General features: G+C 67.4%; 19 protein-coding genes. 1 reads left to right on the top strand and 18 read right to left on the bottom strand.

From position 1 onward, the window contains the following. Positions 1-49 precede the first annotated feature (49 nt). Positions 50-1,177: a tRNA guanosine(34) transglycosylase Tgt gene (gene tgt / locus GVO57_RS07545; RefSeq protein WP_160592646.1), complete on the bottom strand. Its 1,128-nt coding sequence runs from the start codon at positions 1,175-1,177 to the stop codon at positions 50-52. A gap of 90 nt (positions 1,178-1,267) precedes the next feature. Here tgt and GVO57_RS07540 point away from each other — a divergent pair, with 90 nt between their 5' ends. Further along, complete coding sequence (locus GVO57_RS07540) at positions 1,268-2,827, top strand: MFS transporter (RefSeq protein WP_160592645.1); 1,560 nt, start codon at positions 1,268-1,270, stop codon at positions 2,825-2,827. Between the two features lie 87 nt (positions 2,828-2,914). Here the strand turns inward: GVO57_RS07540 and GVO57_RS07535 are convergent, their stop codons facing one another. The 17 genes from GVO57_RS07535 to GVO57_RS07455 all read right to left on the bottom strand — a co-directional run bounded on the left by GVO57_RS07535 (position 2,915) and on the right by GVO57_RS07455 (position 15,792). Further along, positions 2,915-3,394: a superoxide dismutase family protein gene (locus tag GVO57_RS07535; RefSeq protein ID WP_327785501.1), complete on the bottom strand. Its 480-nt coding sequence runs from the start codon at positions 3,392-3,394 to the stop codon at positions 2,915-2,917. Positions 3,395-3,630: 236 nt separating this feature from the next. After that, positions 3,631-4,767, bottom strand: coding sequence for an OmpA family protein (locus tag GVO57_RS07530; protein ID WP_160592643.1), 1,137 nt, complete (start codon positions 4,765-4,767; stop codon positions 3,631-3,633). A 157-nt stretch (positions 4,768-4,924) separates the two neighbouring features. After that, entirely contained in the window at positions 4,925-5,377 is a 453-nt protein-coding gene (locus GVO57_RS07525; protein WP_160592642.1) for a DUF2793 domain-containing protein, read from the bottom strand. A gap of 108 nt (positions 5,378-5,485) precedes the next feature. After that, positions 5,486-5,686: a hypothetical protein gene (locus tag GVO57_RS07520; protein WP_160592641.1), complete on the bottom strand. Its 201-nt coding sequence runs from the start codon at positions 5,684-5,686 to the stop codon at positions 5,486-5,488. A 48-nt stretch (positions 5,687-5,734) separates the two neighbouring features. Continuing rightward, a complete protein-coding gene (locus GVO57_RS07515; RefSeq protein WP_160592640.1) occupies positions 5,735-5,974 on the bottom strand; it encodes a DUF2312 domain-containing protein in 240 nt (79 codons plus the stop codon). 69 nt (positions 5,975-6,043) lie between these two features. After that, positions 6,044-6,394 carry a hypothetical protein gene (locus GVO57_RS07510; protein WP_160592639.1) on the bottom strand — a complete coding sequence of 117 codons (351 nt, stop codon included), beginning with the start codon at positions 6,392-6,394 and terminating at the stop codon, positions 6,044-6,046. Then, positions 6,391-6,696: a hypothetical protein gene (locus GVO57_RS07505; protein ID WP_160592638.1), complete on the bottom strand. Its 306-nt coding sequence runs from the start codon at positions 6,694-6,696 to the stop codon at positions 6,391-6,393. Before GVO57_RS07505 ends, GVO57_RS07510 begins: the two co-directional genes overlap by 4 nt. After that, positions 6,696-7,244 (bottom strand): glycoside hydrolase family 108 protein, encoded by a 549-nt coding sequence (locus tag GVO57_RS07500; protein WP_160592637.1) that lies wholly within the window; start codon positions 7,242-7,244, stop codon positions 6,696-6,698. Before GVO57_RS07500 ends, GVO57_RS07505 begins: the two co-directional genes overlap by 1 nt. 160 nt (positions 7,245-7,404) lie before the next feature. After that, positions 7,405-7,758 (bottom strand): hypothetical protein, encoded by a 354-nt coding sequence (locus tag GVO57_RS07495; RefSeq protein ID WP_160592636.1) that lies wholly within the window; start codon positions 7,756-7,758, stop codon positions 7,405-7,407. Between the two features lie 361 nt (positions 7,759-8,119). Next, positions 8,120-8,482, bottom strand: coding sequence for a hypothetical protein (locus GVO57_RS07490; protein WP_160592635.1), 363 nt, complete (start codon positions 8,480-8,482; stop codon positions 8,120-8,122). After that, positions 8,479-8,739, bottom strand: a complete 261-nt coding sequence (locus GVO57_RS07485) for a hypothetical protein (protein WP_160592634.1) — start codon at positions 8,737-8,739, stop codon at positions 8,479-8,481. Before GVO57_RS07485 ends, GVO57_RS07490 begins: the two co-directional genes overlap by 4 nt. After that, positions 8,724-9,263, bottom strand: coding sequence for a DUF4376 domain-containing protein (locus GVO57_RS07480; protein ID WP_160592633.1), 540 nt, complete (start codon positions 9,261-9,263; stop codon positions 8,724-8,726). Before GVO57_RS07480 ends, GVO57_RS07485 begins: the two co-directional genes overlap by 16 nt. Then, entirely contained in the window at positions 9,230-9,502 is a 273-nt protein-coding gene (locus tag GVO57_RS07475; RefSeq protein WP_160592632.1) for a hypothetical protein, read from the bottom strand. Before GVO57_RS07475 ends, GVO57_RS07480 begins: the two co-directional genes overlap by 34 nt. Next, complete coding sequence (locus GVO57_RS07470; protein WP_160592631.1) at positions 9,499-12,336, bottom strand: hypothetical protein; 2,838 nt, start codon at positions 12,334-12,336, stop codon at positions 9,499-9,501. Before GVO57_RS07470 ends, GVO57_RS07475 begins: the two co-directional genes overlap by 4 nt. After that, positions 12,333-14,978 carry a coiled-coil domain-containing protein gene (locus tag GVO57_RS07465; RefSeq protein ID WP_160592630.1) on the bottom strand — a complete coding sequence of 882 codons (2,646 nt, stop codon included), beginning with the start codon at positions 14,976-14,978 and terminating at the stop codon, positions 12,333-12,335. The genes GVO57_RS07470 and GVO57_RS07465 overlap by 4 nt, the downstream gene beginning before the upstream one ends. 125 nt (positions 14,979-15,103) lie before the next feature. Beyond that, complete coding sequence (locus GVO57_RS07460; RefSeq protein ID WP_160592629.1) at positions 15,104-15,607, bottom strand: phage tail length tape measure family protein; 504 nt, start codon at positions 15,605-15,607, stop codon at positions 15,104-15,106. Beyond that, on the bottom strand, positions 15,604-15,792 hold the full coding sequence (locus tag GVO57_RS07455; protein ID WP_233281279.1) for a DUF1799 domain-containing protein: 189 nt from the start codon (positions 15,790-15,792) through the stop codon (positions 15,604-15,606). Before GVO57_RS07455 ends, GVO57_RS07460 begins: the two co-directional genes overlap by 4 nt. Positions 15,793-15,905 lie beyond the last annotated feature (113 nt).

Raw genomic sequence — 15,905 nt, 5'->3', positions numbered from 1 at the left:
GCCGGGGCCACCGCATCACGGCCGGAGGGATCCGGCCCCACGCCGGCAATCAGCTGCTGAGATAGCGGTCGCGGAAGCCGTTGGCGAACGTGGTCAGCCGCCCTTCGGCGATCGCCGCGCGCAGATCGGCCATCAGCGCCTGGTAGAAGAAGATATTGTGCTCGGTCATCAGCATCGCGCCCAGGATTTCCCCGGCGCGCACCAGATGATGCAGATAGGCGCGGCTCCATCGCGCACAGACCGGACAGGCGCAATCGGGGTCGAGCGGCCCCTGATCCTCGGCAAAACGGGCGTTGCGGATGTTGATCGGCCCGTCGCGGGTGAACGCCTGGCCGGTGCGGCCGCTGCGCGTCGGCAGCACGCAATCGAACATGTCGATCCCGCGTTCGACCGCGCCGACAATGTCATCGGGCTTGCCCACGCCCATCAGATAGCGCGGGCGGTCAGCCGGCAGCTGGCCGGGCGCATAATCGAGCACGCCGAACATCGCCTCCTGCCCCTCGCCGACCGCGAGGCCGCCGACCGCATAGCCGTCAAAGCCGATCTCGACGAGCGCATCGGCCGAGGCGCGGCGCAGCCCTTCGTCGAGCGCGCCCTGCTGGATGCCGAACTGGGCCGCGCGCTCGGCATGGGCGCCGCCGTCCAGAAAGGCGGTGCGCGAGCGCCGGGCCCAGCGCATCGACCGCTCCATCGCCGCCGCCTGCACATCGCGGCTCGACGTCGCCGGCACCAGCTCGTCAAACGCCATGACAATGTCAGAATCGAGCAGCCGCTGGATCTCGGTCGAGCGTTCGGGGGTGATCAGGTGGCGCGCGCCGTCGAGATGCGATTTGAACGCCACCCCCTCCTCCGACCGGCGGGTCAGATCGGCAAGGCTCATCACCTGATAGCCGCCGCTGTCGGTCAGGATCGGGCGGTCCCAGCCCATAAAGCCATGCAGCCCGCCAAGCCGGGCGACACGCTCGGCCCCGGGGCGGAGCATCAGATGATAGGTGTTGCCCAGGATGATGTCGGCACCGGCGGCGCGGACATCGCCGGGCTTCATCGCCTTGACCGTGGCGGCGGTGCCGACCGGCATGAAGGCGGGGGTGCGGATGTCGCCGCGGCGCATGGCGATCACGCCGGTGCGAGCCCGGCCGTCGGTGGCGGTGATCTGGAAGGAGAAACGCTCGGTCATGGCCGAAAGCCTTTGGCAGGCCGCGCGGCGCTCTGCTAGCCCTTGGACAAATGGCCGCATGACGGCCGGAACCGATCAGGGGGGCGTTGCTTGGGCAGTCAGGTCGAGGGCGAGAAGGTCAGGCCCGGCGGGCCCTATGCCTGGTATGTGCTGACGATCCTGGTGATCGTCTATGTGCTGAACTTCATCGACCGGCAGATCCTGAGCATCCTTGCCGAAGACGTGAAGCGCGATCTGGGGCTGAGCGATGCCGATCTCGGTTTCCTGTTCGGCACGGCGTTCGGCGTGTTCTACGCCCTGTTCGGAATCCCGCTCGGCCGGCTTGCCGACAGCTGGCACCGCGTGCGGCTGATGACCATCGGCCTCGCGCTCTGGTCGGCGATGACGGCCCTGTCCGGCCTGTGCCGCACCGGCTGGCAGCTCAGCCTGGCGCGGATCGGCGTCGGCGTCGGCGAGGCCACGGCATCGCCCTGCGCCTATTCGATCCTGTCCGATTATTTCCCGCGCGAACAGCGGGCGACCGCGCTCGCCGTCTATTCCTCGGGCATCTATATCGGCGGCGGCCTGTCGCTGTTCATCGGCGGCGCGATCGTTCAGGGCTGGAATGCCGCCTATCCGGGCGGCGGGCCGCTCGGCCTAGTCGGCTGGCAGGCGGCGTTCATGGCGGTGGGCCTGCCGGGCGTGCTGCTCGCTTTGTGGGTCGCAACGCTCAAGGAGCCGGTGCGCGGCCTGTCGGACGGGATGCCGACCCCGGTGTCGCCATCGCCATTCCGCGATTTTGCAGGCGAACTGGTGACGATCATCCCGCCTTTCACGCTGATCGGCGCGGCGCGGCGGGGTGCGGCGGCGCTCGCGCTCAACCTGCTGGCCGGAGCGCTTGCGACCGGCTTTGCGCTGGGGATGATCGGGCTGACCGGATCGGTGCCGCAATGGAGCGCGGTCGCGCTTGGCGGCTATGCGGTGTTTTCCTGGGCCAGCGCGCTGCGCAGCCGGGATCTGCCGACGTTCAGGCTGATCTGGGGGACGCCTGCGTTTCTCTATGTCGCGCTCGGCTATGGGCTGATCGCCTTTACCTCCTATGCGATCTCGCTCTGGGCCGCGCCCTATGCGGAACGCGTGCTCGGCGAACCCAAGGCGACCGTCGGCTTCGTGCTCGGCGGCGGCGCGGCGCTGGGCGGGTTTCTGGGCGTGGTGCTGGGCGGGCGGCTGGCCGATCATTGGCGGCGGCGCAACCCGGCCGGGCGCATCCCGGTGATCCTGATCGGCATTGTCGGCCCAGTCCTGCCGATCATCCTTGCCTACACGACCGGCAGCGCGCCGCTCTTCTACGCGCTGTCGTTCATGATCCAGCTGCTCGCCAGCAGCGCGCTTGGCGCGGCGGCGGCGACGACGCAGGATCTGGTGCTGCCAAGGATGCGGGGCACGGCGACCGCGACCTTCTTCATCGCGACGACATTGGTCGGCCTGGCGTTCGGGCCGTGGTTCACCGGCTATGTTTCGGGGCTGAGCGGCAGCCTGCGCACCGGAATCCTGGCGCTTCTCGGTGTCGCGCCCGTCTCCGTGCTGCTGCTGCTGCTGGCCTATCGCGCCCTGCCAGCTGCTGAGGCGAGCGTCGCCGAACGCGCACGGCTGGCGGGCGAAGCTGGCTGAGCCAGGCCAAGGGACGGGCCTGACAGCCCCCACCGCGCACACCGTCACCCGCGGGCACCGCACGGGTCCGCAGATCGGGCAGACGCTCTAGCCCGGCAGAACCACGCCACAGGCGATGCGCCCGCCGCTGTTGCCGCTGGGATCGGTCCGATAGTCATCGGGGCCGGCATGGATCACCAGCGCACCGCCATCCTCATCGAGCAGGCCGCCGGAACCGATCAGCCGCGCGCCGGGGACAACAAAACGCAATCTGCCCCGGCCATCCGCGTCGATGCTGAGATTCGGCAGGTCGCCGGCATGAGCGCCCCGGGGATTATCGCGGCCATGGGCATGGCCGGTCGGGTTCCAATGCCCACCGGCCGAGGCAAAGTCCGGGGCGAGGCAGCGCCCGACCATATGGAGATGCAGGCCATGCGGCCCCGGCGGCAGGCCGCGACCACGCACCGTCACCTCAAGCCCTGATGGCGTGTCACGCAGCTTCGCGTCGCCAAGCTGGCGCCCGTCGGGTCCGGTGAGCGCAACCTTGGCGCGCGTCACCGGGCCGGCGGCGTGCGCGACCGGCGCCATGGCTGTGGCACCAAGACCGGCCAAACCAGCCATGAACATCAACCGACCCACCGCCATTATCCGCTCCCTCCATCATCAAGGCCGTCGTCGCGCCGCGCACGCCGTGCAGCGTGGCGGCTGAAATCAATCACGCCACATGGCACAGATGCAATCGGCGAACACCGCCCGGGTAGAGAACAAGAAAAAAGGGCCGGTCGTTCCCGACCGGCCCTCCATCATCCAGCCATCAGGCCAGATTACATGCCCGAACCCGGACCGTAGGTGATTTCCACACGGCGGTTCTGCAGTTCGCGGACGCCGTCCGCCGTCTGCACACGCAGGTTGGTTTCACCGAACGCCTGGGTCGTGATCACGCCGTCCGGAATGCCACGGCCGGCCATATAGGCCTTCACCGCATCGGCGCGGCGCTGCGACAGGCCGAGGTTGTACTTGGGCGTGCCCGACGTGTCGGTGTAGCCGGCAAGCATGACCTGCGCGTTGCCGCAATCACGGTAGGAGGTGATCGCATTGTCGAGGATCGACGCCGCTTCCGGGGTCACCACCGACGCGTTCCATTCAAAGAACACGATGTACGGCCCCGGGGCGCAGACCGCAGCAGGCGGCGGCGGCGGCGGCGGGGGAGGCGGCGGCGGCGGGGGAGGCGGCGGCGGCGGCGGCGGCGGCGGCGGGGCAGCCGGTTCGCCGAAGTTGAAGATCAGGCTGCCCAGCAGCGAGTGCGAGCGGAAGCGACCGTCAAACACATCGCCGTTGATGCCGACCATCGACAGGCGCGAGGTGTTGAAGAAGCGATACTTCAGGCCGACGTCGATGTTGTCGGTGATCGGCGCGCGAATGCCGGCAATCGCCTGCCATGCAAAGCGCGTGTCCGAATCATCGATGAAGCTCGGAGTATCCGAACGCAGACCATAGTCGGCGCTCACGCGCGCAACACCGAGACCACCGCCCGCGTAACCGCTCAGGCCCTCTTCGTCACCGAAGTCGAACAGACCGTTGAGCATGAAGCTGAGCGCCGACGTCGAACCACCGGCTTCGCCATAAAGCACGTTCGGAATGGCCGAGCGGCTGCCGATCGGCGTCGAAACGGTGCTCTCATAGCCTTCAAGCGTCGCGGTCTTGTAGGCCACTTCGGCTTCGAGCCGGAACACGCCGAAGTCGTAGCCAACCAGACCACCAACATCGTACCCATACTTATGGTTGACGGTATTGGTGCCAAGGGTCGCGGTCGCGCCCGTTCCGCGGGTGATGTCGAAGTTGATGTCCTCGACGAGGAGGGCACCACCTTCAATGCCCACATACCACGCCTTATCCTTCGCCAGCGCGGGCGAAGCGATCGCCGTGGAGGCCAACGCCATCGCAATGGCAAGCTTCCGCATAGAAATCCCCTTTCTTGGTGTCACTCGGACAGCCCCAACTCACTACAGACTGCATAGTTGCCGCGCAAGACTGCAAATCCTGAAACTGTTGCATAAAAGCCGCAATAGCGGCGGATTTCTGCGGCTTGTTGGCATCCGGGAACGATCATGTCCGGGGTCAGTCGACCAGGCCATGGGCGACCATCCGCGCCACGATCACCGCGATCGCCGCCCGGGCTTCGGCATCGATCACGGCCCCGCCGGACGGCACCGGCACGGCCGGCTGGCGCGGGCCGAGCACCTGCTGGCCGGCGATGCTGAGCGAGGCAAACCGCCCCTCCCCGATCCGCCACGCGCCCCCGGTGCGGACCGCCCAGAGCTGCCGGTCGATCACCCATGCCGCCATGCCGTCGATGCCAGGCGACAGGCGCCAGCCATTCTCGGTCCAGCACGCCAGCGCGCCGGGCGCATCCTGCCACTCCCGCTCCGGTGCCGACCCGACGAGCCAGCACTGGCCCGGCTGCGGGTCAGCGGGCGGTTGATCGAGCGGGCCGGTCTCGACTGCCGCATGGGCCAGCATGTCGAGCCTGACCAGCGCTTCGTTGTGGGTCAGCTCTTTCTGCGCCTGCATCGCCGCGATCAGCGGCAGAGCATGTCTCCGGGTTGCTCCATCCGTCATTGCATCTCCTCCTCGCTGTCTGTGTTCAGTGTAGCGCGCCAAAAAATCCGCGCCAAAAAATCAGGGACGCGCGAGCGCCTGGACAGCCCGGTGAGCGTCGTCGCTGTCCCGGCGCGCGTCACGCAGAGCATCGTCGAGCTGACGTGAGGCACCGTCATCCAGCAGCGGGCGGATAACCTCGACAAGGGCGCCGAAGGCTGGCGATGCCGCGCCGATCAGGCGCGCTGCACCCAACAGCCGATCAACATCAATGCCCATCATGATTTACTCCCCGGCGACAGCGATTTCTTGCAGCCTGCCCCGTCGATTTCAGTCAAGACCAAGGGCGTCACGGTAAGTCTGAAGCAATGCATCGGCTTCCTGCCGTGCATTCTTTTCCATCCGGCGCAGCCGCACGATCGCCCGCATGGTCTTGACGTCATAGCCATTGGCCTTGGCCTCGGCATATACGTCGCGGATATCGTCAGCGAGGCCGCTCTTTTCTGCCTCAAGTCGCTCGATCCGCTCGATCAGCAACTGCAACTGCTCAGCCGGGACAACGTCAGACACGTTACAACCCCCTGTAAAGAAACGACAATGACGCCCGAACGGGATCCGACACCTGAGGACGCCAAGCCATCATCGCGCGTGCGCCGCCTTGGCCATCGCCTGCAACGCCGCGCAGAGGTGCTCGGCCAAGGCCAGAGCATCGGCACCTTGGGCATCGGAGGCATCGATCAGCTGCCGTGCACGCTGAAGCTGAGCGTAGATCGCCCGGTCCAGACCCTGCGCCCGGATTAGTTCCGCGTCCGACAGTTTTCCTGCTTCAGCGGCGGCGACAATGCTCAGCGCGGCCGTCTGATATGCGCGTTCAACGGCGATGGCAGACGAGGCTTTTGCCTCGGATGACCAGACCGGCGGGCGATGCTGCACCGCAGCACAAGCGGAGCAGATCAGCGCGAGAGACAGGATGATCGAGGACCGGATCATGACTTGTCGTCCTTGGCGCGAGCCATGCCCCGAAGGGCCGCTCGCGTGAGGCCGAGCCCCTCGCCCACCTGGCTCGCCGCGCGCTGCGCGCCGACCGTTGTGCCGAGATAGAAGGCGCTCGCGGAGGTGAAGGCCACGATGAGCGCGCCCTCCAGCTGATCGGTCGGGCGCCGGAAGTAAGCGCCACAGAAAGCCGCGACCAGAGTGTAAGCGATGACCACCTCGGGCTGCTCAAACAGCCTCGTGATGAGGCGATCGAAGATGCCCCGGCGCGGTGCATCGATTTGATCCTCGGGCAACATTACGCCTGTCCGATCCGGTGATCGATCCAGCCGAAAAAGAAGCGCTCGTTGGCCGGCCGAGCTTCGGTGATTTCCGCGTAGCGGCTGACCTGGAGGCCATCGAGGATCTTGATCAGCACGTCCTCGCCACGGGCGCCCCGGCGAGCCTTATACTGGCGCAGGGCCGCGATCGTCATGGGACCGACCGCGCCGTCAACGCCGATGTCGGGATAGGCGCGCGCCTGGTCGTTGAGGAGGTTCAGGCCGCGCTGAAGCATGCGGGCGGCAACCACCGGCCCCATGTTTACGCCGGTGTCGAGCAGTTCTGCCGCGACACGAGGATAGATGGTTGCCACCTCATCGAAGCGAGGCCCTGACCAATAGCGCTTGCGGTAGATTTCCACGGCCGTCGCGCGCGCCAGCTGACGCATATCGCCGTTGTAGCCATAGGCCCGGGCCACCTGCTCGGTGATGCCCCATCGGGTCGGCCCGCCCCGATCCGCCGGATCGTCGACGAAGCCGCCCTCGCGCCCGATAAGCTCATCAATCAGCCGGTCGACGTTCGTCATATATCAGCCCTTCAATGGCAGGCTGTTTGGCGAGGCATCCCAGCCCGCTCGGGGAGCCACCCCGCTGCGCTCTTTCCGTTTGCAGGGTCGCATGGCGCAGCGCACCGCACTCCCTTGTCGCCGAGATACCAGGCCCCGCGCGACGAATAGGCTTCCGCCATCAGACCCACTCCGTCATCGAGAGCGCCCACGCATTGTCGTTCGGGTCGGCACGTTCATAGGCATCGAACCGGTCGAACAAGCCGTAGTGAATGCGTTCATCGGCGCCGGCAGCTTCGCTGTCCGGCTCCTCAATCACCAGCACAGGCCTGGTCTCGCCCCGCCGGTAAGCCAGCGCCCAGAGGCGACGACGGGAGGCGTCTGAAAGCCCGACGAAACGCCATTTCAACGACGCGCGCACGACCCCCTCGACGATCGCGAACCCGCCATCGGGCAGGTCTTCCTTGACGCTGCTATCGCGCAACTGCCGGCCAGCCCCTCTCTCGTGCCCCGCGACGAAGCGCTGCCCGACCATAACCACCCCGCCATGAGGCCGGCCGGCGCGGTCAGCTGGAGCCGAATGTGCCGCACCATCACCGGAGCAGCGAGCAGCGACAACATGTGCGGCCGGCCGGAAATGGCATCGGCCGCCGTCGCCAGCTGCTGCGGCTGCAATTCTGGGCCAGCCCCTCCGGCACCGGCGATGATCCGCCACTGCACGGCCGGCCCGGCCGAGGTGAAGCCGAGAAACACCGTATCGACCGCCCGATCGGCCCCGAGGTCGATATCGATGACAGGATTTGCGCCGCCGGCCAACCAAACCTCTTTCGGGCTGGCGGTGAGCAGATTTTCGGCTCCCGACGTGATCGCCGCGATAGGCTCTGGGGACAGGATCATCATAGGGCGCGCACCACCGTCAGGCGGGTTGTTGCGCCATCATCGGCCGGCTCGACACCGATCACGAAAACCGGCTGCCCTGCCTGATATCCCAGCCGGCCGGCGGAAACGGTGATGCACCGGCCAAACAGATCGACCCGCCGGCCCGGCACCACATGAATGTCGATTGCCAGCGGCTTGCCGAGGACTTGCAGCTGACGATCTGCCTCCGTTTGAGCGTCTGCTGCCAGAGCGATCGGAGAGAGGATTTCACTCTCGGTTGTATCGCGCAGGCCCCATCCGGTGACGTTGGCTGACGGACGATCGGCGAACAGCGCGCGCGACTTGAGATACTCGGCAAAACCCGCATCGACAGCACTCACTTGCCGATACTCCTGCGGCAATGGCCCGGCGCATCGCCGAGCAACAGGAACAGGCCGTCGATCACGCGCTCAGCGATCAGCGCCCAGCGCTCGCCCGCGATCGCCGCGCGGCCGACGCGGCTGGACAGAGTTTCGTCACGATCTGGCATGGGCATGTCGTCATCGACGACATGCAGCATCCCGCCGAGCACGAGGTGCAGCAGCTGCGACAGAGCCGCGCCGACTTCGATCATCAGAGCTTTCAGGCGTCGGGCCATGCCACCTCCTCGATTTCCGTGAGGCTGGTTGCGGCGTTGATTGCAGCCTCAAGGGCAAAGCTGACCGCATAAACGGCCTGTATATGTGCCAGCGCTTCGAGAGCGACCGACTTGAACTGCTGGCGCGTGTAATGGCCGAGCACATTATCGGCCCGTTTCCAGACGATCGGCTCTTCCACGCCGGGGCCGAGCAATTCCAGCGCCTGCATCATGCCCAAGATGTTCGACCGCCCGGTCTCATCAACATCGAGCGGCCCGCCGCTGGTCGGCGCAACGCGCAGCCGCCGCTCCCGCTCGGCCTTGATCGCCGCCCAGCGCCGCGCGCGCGCCGCGTCGAGATCGGCGGTGATCGTGCCATCGGCCGCGACCATAGCCAGATCGGCGGGCACCCACGCTGGCAGTGGGCCGATCTGCTCCCACACAGGCTCGCCATGGCCGCCGAGGCCCGTCACAACGGCTAGAGCGCCGCTGGCGCGATGACGCATTACGATCATGGATGGCCTGCCCTCATGGTGCCCTGCCACCCGCTGACCGGCCCGCTGGCGCTGGCGCGCACGAAGACGCCGACCTCATAGGCCGCGCCGGCGGTCAGTCCGCCTTGGGTCCGGCTGATATTGATGCCGCCCGAGTTGCTCTCGGGCTCGCCCGGGGCGAGCCAGCCGCGCTGCGCGGTGCTGCCGACCTCCTGGACGCCGATGTCGATCCACGCCCCGCCGCTGCCGGCCAGCCTATATGCGAGCTTCGCAATGGCGGTCCAACTCAATGTCTGCGGGAACGGTGCGTTACCACCCACAAAATAGCTCGCGCCCATATCAGCACGGATCTGTCCGCCGGGGCTCGCCGACACGGTGACAGCCGCGTCCGGGCCGGGCGGGAATGTCGACTCATCGCCAGGAGACGGCACGGTGACCGACAAGTTGGTCGCGGTCGCTGGCGGCGCGGGATCAAGCACGACAGCGCCCCCACCCGCGCGCGGAGCACCGTGCCCTGATAGATGGCACGCACGACGATCAGCGATGACGTGCTGGCGAGCGCCGACACAGTCAGCAGCCCGCCGGCCGAGATGCTGGCCGCCGAGCCGTCAGCCGAGACACTCTCCACTGCCCAGGACGTTTGTCCCGTGACGTCGGCTCCACCGGCAAAGCAAGCAAACTGGATAGCGCGCGGCAGCTGCCCCGGCTTGATCGTGCCCAGATAATCGGCGCTCAGCGTGATAGTGGTCGCCGCCGGGGTGATCGAGCGGCCGTCCTGACCGGCAGCACCAGGGGCACCGGATCGGCTGAACGAGACGCTGTCCAGCCGCTGCCCAGCCGCGCCCGCCGCTCGCACCCAGAGCTGGTGCGCCCGATCTGCCGGGATCCCGGTGGCGATCGGCGTCCCAATGTCGGCCCCATTAATGTAGCCTCGCATCTCGGTGCCGACATGGGCGACTTCGAGGAGAAGCCCGGGAGCCGTCGCCACGCCGGTCGAAACCGCGACCACGCCAGACCAGTGGCGCCAGATCGTCGTCCCGTTGCCCCAGAAAGCGGCAGGCGAGCGGATAAGCTCATAGATCGTCCCGCTGCCCGGGTCGCGCAGCCCGATGCCAAACGTCCCGAGCACCGGGCCGACCACTGCCGAGGCACGGCCCTGAGCCGCGACCTCCACGCTGATCGCATTTCCGTCGCCGGTGCCGGTGTAAGAGAATGTGCCGCCGTTTCGGGCAAGCCCGTCGAGGGTGACATTGTAGGCATTGGCACCATCAAGGCCGTCAGCGCCATCAAGCGCGCGGGCCAACGACCATCTGTCCACGATCGACGTGCCGTTGAGCCATGCCTCGTAAACCAGGCCGCCACCCGCGCCATAGGCGTCCGACAGCCAGCCGAACCGCACATGACCGAGCACCACCTCATCATCGCTGGGCGCGCTATCGACCCAGCCGTTGGCCGCCATATCGGCGGCGGTCTGAAAGAAGCTGACCGGTTCACCGGTATCGGCGCGCAAGACACGCCAGATCGTCTGCAGTGCGGTGTTCTGCCGCCGCGCGGTCAGCCGCGTGGTCTGCGGCTTTGCAGCACCCGCGCCGTCATATCGGAATTCGGCATGCGTGCCCGAGACGGTGATGAGCGGGGGACTGATGCCAGGCTGCCCCTGACGCACCCGGCTGAGGCTGTATTCACGGTCGAACGACAGGCCGTTCCACAGGGCGCGGAACCGCGCGGTGCCGGTGTCCAGGTCGGCGGCCCGCGCCCGATAATTGCCCGCCGCGTCAATGACCGCATCAAGGCCCGCATCGGCAACAACGCTAAAGGTGGGAGCCGGCGATACGGCGACTCCACCCAGCTGCACCTCGAACCGCCCACCCAGCGCCGGCAGATCGTCGAGATCGACCTCGCCGTTGGTGCCGGCAGTGACTGTGGCCGCCGGCCGGGTCAGCTGGGCGGTGATCGCCTGAGCACCCTCGGTCAGCACCAGTGCAATCTCGCCGTCGGAATGCGGGCGCTCATTTCGCCGATAGCCGACGCGGCGGACGCGGCTGGGCAGCATCTGCCTGTCCCGGGTGACATCCACCGACCGCACGGCCTCGCTGGGTGCGGCAAGGGTGATGGGAGATATCCGCACTGCGCCGGCAGCGTCGAGGGTCCAGAGCATGGACACGCCCAGCAGCAGCCGATCAATCACCTGGGCGGCGGTTTCGGTTTCGCTGCCGACATGCAGACCAACCGCATATGGCCGGGCAAGATCAGCTGCATCGCGGACGGCCGCAGATATCGCTGGCCCGCCGACCGCTTGCAGCACCCGCTCGGCGATGGCCGCAGGACGCTCGACATAGCCGCTGCCCACCTCGCCGAGCAGATCCGCGGTCACCGGGCCGACCGGCACGGTAAACCATTTGGCACAGGCGATTGATGGCGCGACGAGAGCACCGCCTGCCGGCGCGGAGGCTGCCTGCAGCGCGGCGAAGGTGGCTGCGGCGGACCCCTGCCAAGGGAGGACTGCACGGGCGCCGTCGCGTCCCTTGTCCCGCACCACGGTGATATCCTGCAGCGGGCGCGCAGGATCGCCGAACTCATAAATCGAGTTGGCCTTGTCCAGCAGGCGGCCCTCGACATTGAATACTCGCCCCCAGCTGCGCCGCTTCGGCCGCCCCGCCGCCTCGGCGACGCCCTCCAGCCCGCCCGACCCGGCAAAGCGCGCGGTGACCAACGGCCGGTCAATGCCGGATGAGAGATCGGCAGCCTCGATGATCAGCCTGGGGCCTGCGACGCGCGCCGATGCGCATGTGCCTGTCAGGTAGCGCACGAACGGCCCGGCGTCAGGCCCGACGCTGATCACGAGGTCTGCGCCGCGCCAGAACAGCCGGCCCAACGCGTCGAGTAGCTGCCTGTCTGCGGGAGCAAAGATAATCGACCCGCTGGTCGGTATCGAGCCGCCGGTCCAGCCGCGATCATCCCACTGGATGGACGCAGCCAAGACCGGCACCGCAAGAATGCCAGCGCGGTAATGACGGCCGTTGTGATGGAGCGGCGAACGTCCGCCGCCGCCAAGAAAAACGGGCGTCAGCGCGCCTGTGGCCGGATCGCGCGGCGACGCATCGACCAGCGTCCGGACCGTCACAGCTGCACCTGTCGACCGGTCGAGCGTTCAAACCCGCCCGAGACCAGGCCTGGCAGCACCGCCAGCTGGTCAACCATCTGCCCCAGCTGGCCGCTGATCTCGATCAGCAGTTCGTTGCCCTCGTTGGCAAGGCCGTTGGCGCGATCGAGCTTGTCATTCGTGGCCCGTGCGAGATCAGCCTGTTCGCGGACGCGGCGGTTCTCGGCATCGATGATCCGCTGGGCCGACGCACGGCTGGACGACAGGTCGGCGGCGAACTCGCTCCCGGCAGTGCCAAACGCCTCACGACTGACCTCGATCAGCCTGCGGCGGAGCTCGGCCACCTGCTGGGCAGCACCATCCCGGCCAGCTGCTGCATCGGCTTCCGCCGTCGCAATATCACCGAGCAGCCTTGTGCGACGCTCTGCAAGCGTGCCCTCGGCCAGATCGCCAGTGGTGAGATCGCGCAGGAGCGTCTGTAGCGATCCCACGCGGTCAGCCAGGACGCGCTCGAGCGCGTCTTGACGGTCCTTCGCGTTCCGCTCCTCGAGCTTGACCAGGTCAAACCCATATTTGGCGGCAATGCGATTGCGCTCCACGATCTGACGCTCGAGATCGCGGAACGTCCGGTTGACCGCAGCATCAATGCCGCCCAGCAGCACCTCGATCTCATCGACCTTCAGGGCTTCGCGGACCGCTTTGTCCAGATCGCTCGAGGACTGCAATGCCTTTGCAACGGCCGGCGAAATGCCGGTGATGACGCCGTCCTTGATCGCATCGGCGGTTGCAAACGCGATCGCGCCGGCCTGATCCTCCCCGAAGTCGACCGCCCCGCGCCGTGTCTTGGTGATGCCCCGGCCCGTCGGATCGACGCGGAAAGAATTGTCGCGCACGCCGATAGACACGCTCGGCGTGCCAGTGATCGAGCCGCCAAACTGCTCGGCGATCCGCTGCAGCGACCCGATTACGCTGTCGGCAGCTGCCGACGAGGCGACACGCCGCTGCTGGCTGTTGCCCGTGACGGACGACACCTCCAGCCCATCTGCCCCGAGGCCGATGGTCGCCGAGGCCCGGCGGGTGGGCTTAAGCGCGCCGCCCACCACCGACCCAAGGATCGAGCCAATGATTTCGCCGCCCGGGATCGGCAGAAACGCGCCGACCGCGCCGCCAAGCTGGGCTCCCGTGCTAGATCCCTTGATGCCCAGTGCGGACGTGACCGGCTTGCCGATCTGACTGCCAATGGTGGCACCACCGAACGCCTTGCCCAGCGTTTTCCCAAGCGCGCCCGAGAAAATCCCCGTCTCACCAAAGATCGATTTTATGTCGCGCGTGAAGCCTCCGAGCGTTTCATCCACCCCGGCACCGAAACCGCCCTTTGATCGCGCCTTGACAGTCGACCGCGCGACCTCTTTGCCGAGAGCCTCAATGGTATCATCCTGGGTGCGCCGCGCTGCACCGCCCGCCGATGGCGAGCCACCGGCCAGCAGCTGCAGCACGCCGCCCGCGCGACCGCCAACACTGGTGAAGCTGCCGGTGTTGCGGCCCTGAATGAGCCCGAGCAAGGCAGAGACCGACCGCCCAAGACGCCCGCCAAACACCTGCGAGATTGCCTGAGCGGCATCCAGGCCGGCGTCGCGAAAAGCCTCTCCACCAGCGCGGCCAGCATCCTCCATCCGGGCAGTGACGTTATCGGCAAGATCGGCGAGAGGCTTATCAGCACCCTCAACGATGGCTCGTCCCGCCTCGCCTAACCGCGCCCGCCTTTGCTGCTCACGTGCCTGGTTGACCTGCTCGGCATTTCGCGCACCGGCATCTACACGCAACGCAAAAGCTTCGTCGTCGCTGATCGATCCTGTTCTCTTGAGGCGTTCGATATCGGCGATGGTCTCGCTGTATTCGCGGTTCGCCGCCGCCACGCCATCAAACCGACGCTCGAGGCCGACCAACGCAGTTTCCAGTTCGCGTTGAGCTTGGGCGGCCTGACGGGTCGCTATCGTGGTGATGCGACGCGCCTGAGCAGCACGGGCCTCGGCCGCCTCTGCGGCATTTACCTCGCGGCGCGCTTCGAGGAGATTGGCTCTATACTCATCGGCGGCCGCGCCACCCGCCTTGGCTGCGTCCCGCCCGCGAAGCTCCACGATCCGCAGCTGCTCGCGTGCACGCGAGACACGATCGGTGGATGCTGCGAGGGCGGCCTCGGCCTCGATCAATGAAACATTGACCGGCTCCTGTTCGCGGCGCGCCTCCACGAGCCGCTTCTGCGCCGCCGTTGCCGACCCTGCCGCGACGGCGATTTGCGCGATCTCGAGCCGCGTGCCTTCTGCTGCGCGCGCACTTTCGATCGTGGACGCCGCCAGCTGCCTGATCCGGGTTGCGAGCCCCTGAATTTTGGGGTCGGTCGACGCGATACGATCCACCTGCCGGCTCAGCTGCTCGGCGTTGATGGCTCCCTGGCTATAGGCGGCGGCCAGCTTGGCGACCTCTCGGGCGCTCGCCGACGCCTGACCGGGGATGGCGATCCCAAAGCCGCGCTCACCGCCAGAAGTTCGCTGCTGGCCGGCCTCGAGGCCGGCCGCGATCAGCGCGGTCCGGCGTTGGGAAAAATCGGCCCGTTGACGCGCAAAGGTCGCCGCGCGCTGATCTGCCAAGGCAAGCGCCTGCACGACCGAGATCTGGCGGCGCAGCTGACCAGTCGTCTGATCGACGATCGATGCAAGGGCGACCTGCTCGCGCTGCAGCGATTTTGCTGCGTCGGCGGTCCGAAACAGCGTTGTGGCAAGCAGGCCGGCTACGCTGACCGAGCCGAGCAGAGCTGCACCCAGCGGCCCTGAGAAGAAAGTGGCGACAGACCCACCACACCGCCGAGCCCGGTCAAGGCACCAGCGACCTGCCCACCCTGCTGCGCAAGGATCGCAAAGACGCTGGTCCCGGTCGACAGCGATGCAAAAACGTCCTGCACCTGCAGGCCCAGCTGCGCGTAAGCCGCACGCTGCTGGCCGGCGGTGGCTACAGCGGCCCTGCCTGCGTCGCCGACCCGCCCTTGCGCCGCGGCCAGCCCAGTCGCGGCCGCAGCCGCAGCTCGGCTGGCGGCCGCCATGCCGTCAGCAGCGGCACCCGCTTGGCCGATCGCGGTAGCGGCACCGCCGGTCTGATCGCGCAAAGCTCCGGCCGCCGCAGCTGCCTGCTGCTCCGCCTTCGCCAAGCCCTGGATCTCGGCTTCGGTGGCGCGGATCTGGCCGACAAGGCCGCCATCCTGCGCGGTGAGCCGGACGGAGACGACAAGATCGGTCATGGCCGCTCCGCCCAGGCCGCGAGGGCGGCGCCCTCCATCACCCGCAGATCACCGAAAAGGGCGGGAGTGAGGCTCAAGCCGAGTGCGGCCGCAGCGACCGGCACCGCTTCGTAGCGCAGCCCAAGCCGCGTGCCGGCCATCGGATGGACCTGCCACTGCGTGCCAAGGGAGATGAAAAGCGCCACAGCATCGACCTCCTCAGGTCCGACCTCAATCTGCGCCTGGGCTGTCCGCGGGCGGACCCATGTTGGCAGATCGCTCGCCCGCGTAAGAGCATCGTGATCCGCCTGGGCTCCGC

It is taken from the genome of Sphingomonas changnyeongensis, assembly GCF_009913435.1.
Taxonomy (GTDB): domain Bacteria; phylum Pseudomonadota; class Alphaproteobacteria; order Sphingomonadales; family Sphingomonadaceae; genus Sphingomonas_B; species Sphingomonas_B changnyeongensis.
Note: the sequence above shows the minus strand (reverse complement) of the source record. Positions and strands in the feature narration are given on the sequence as shown.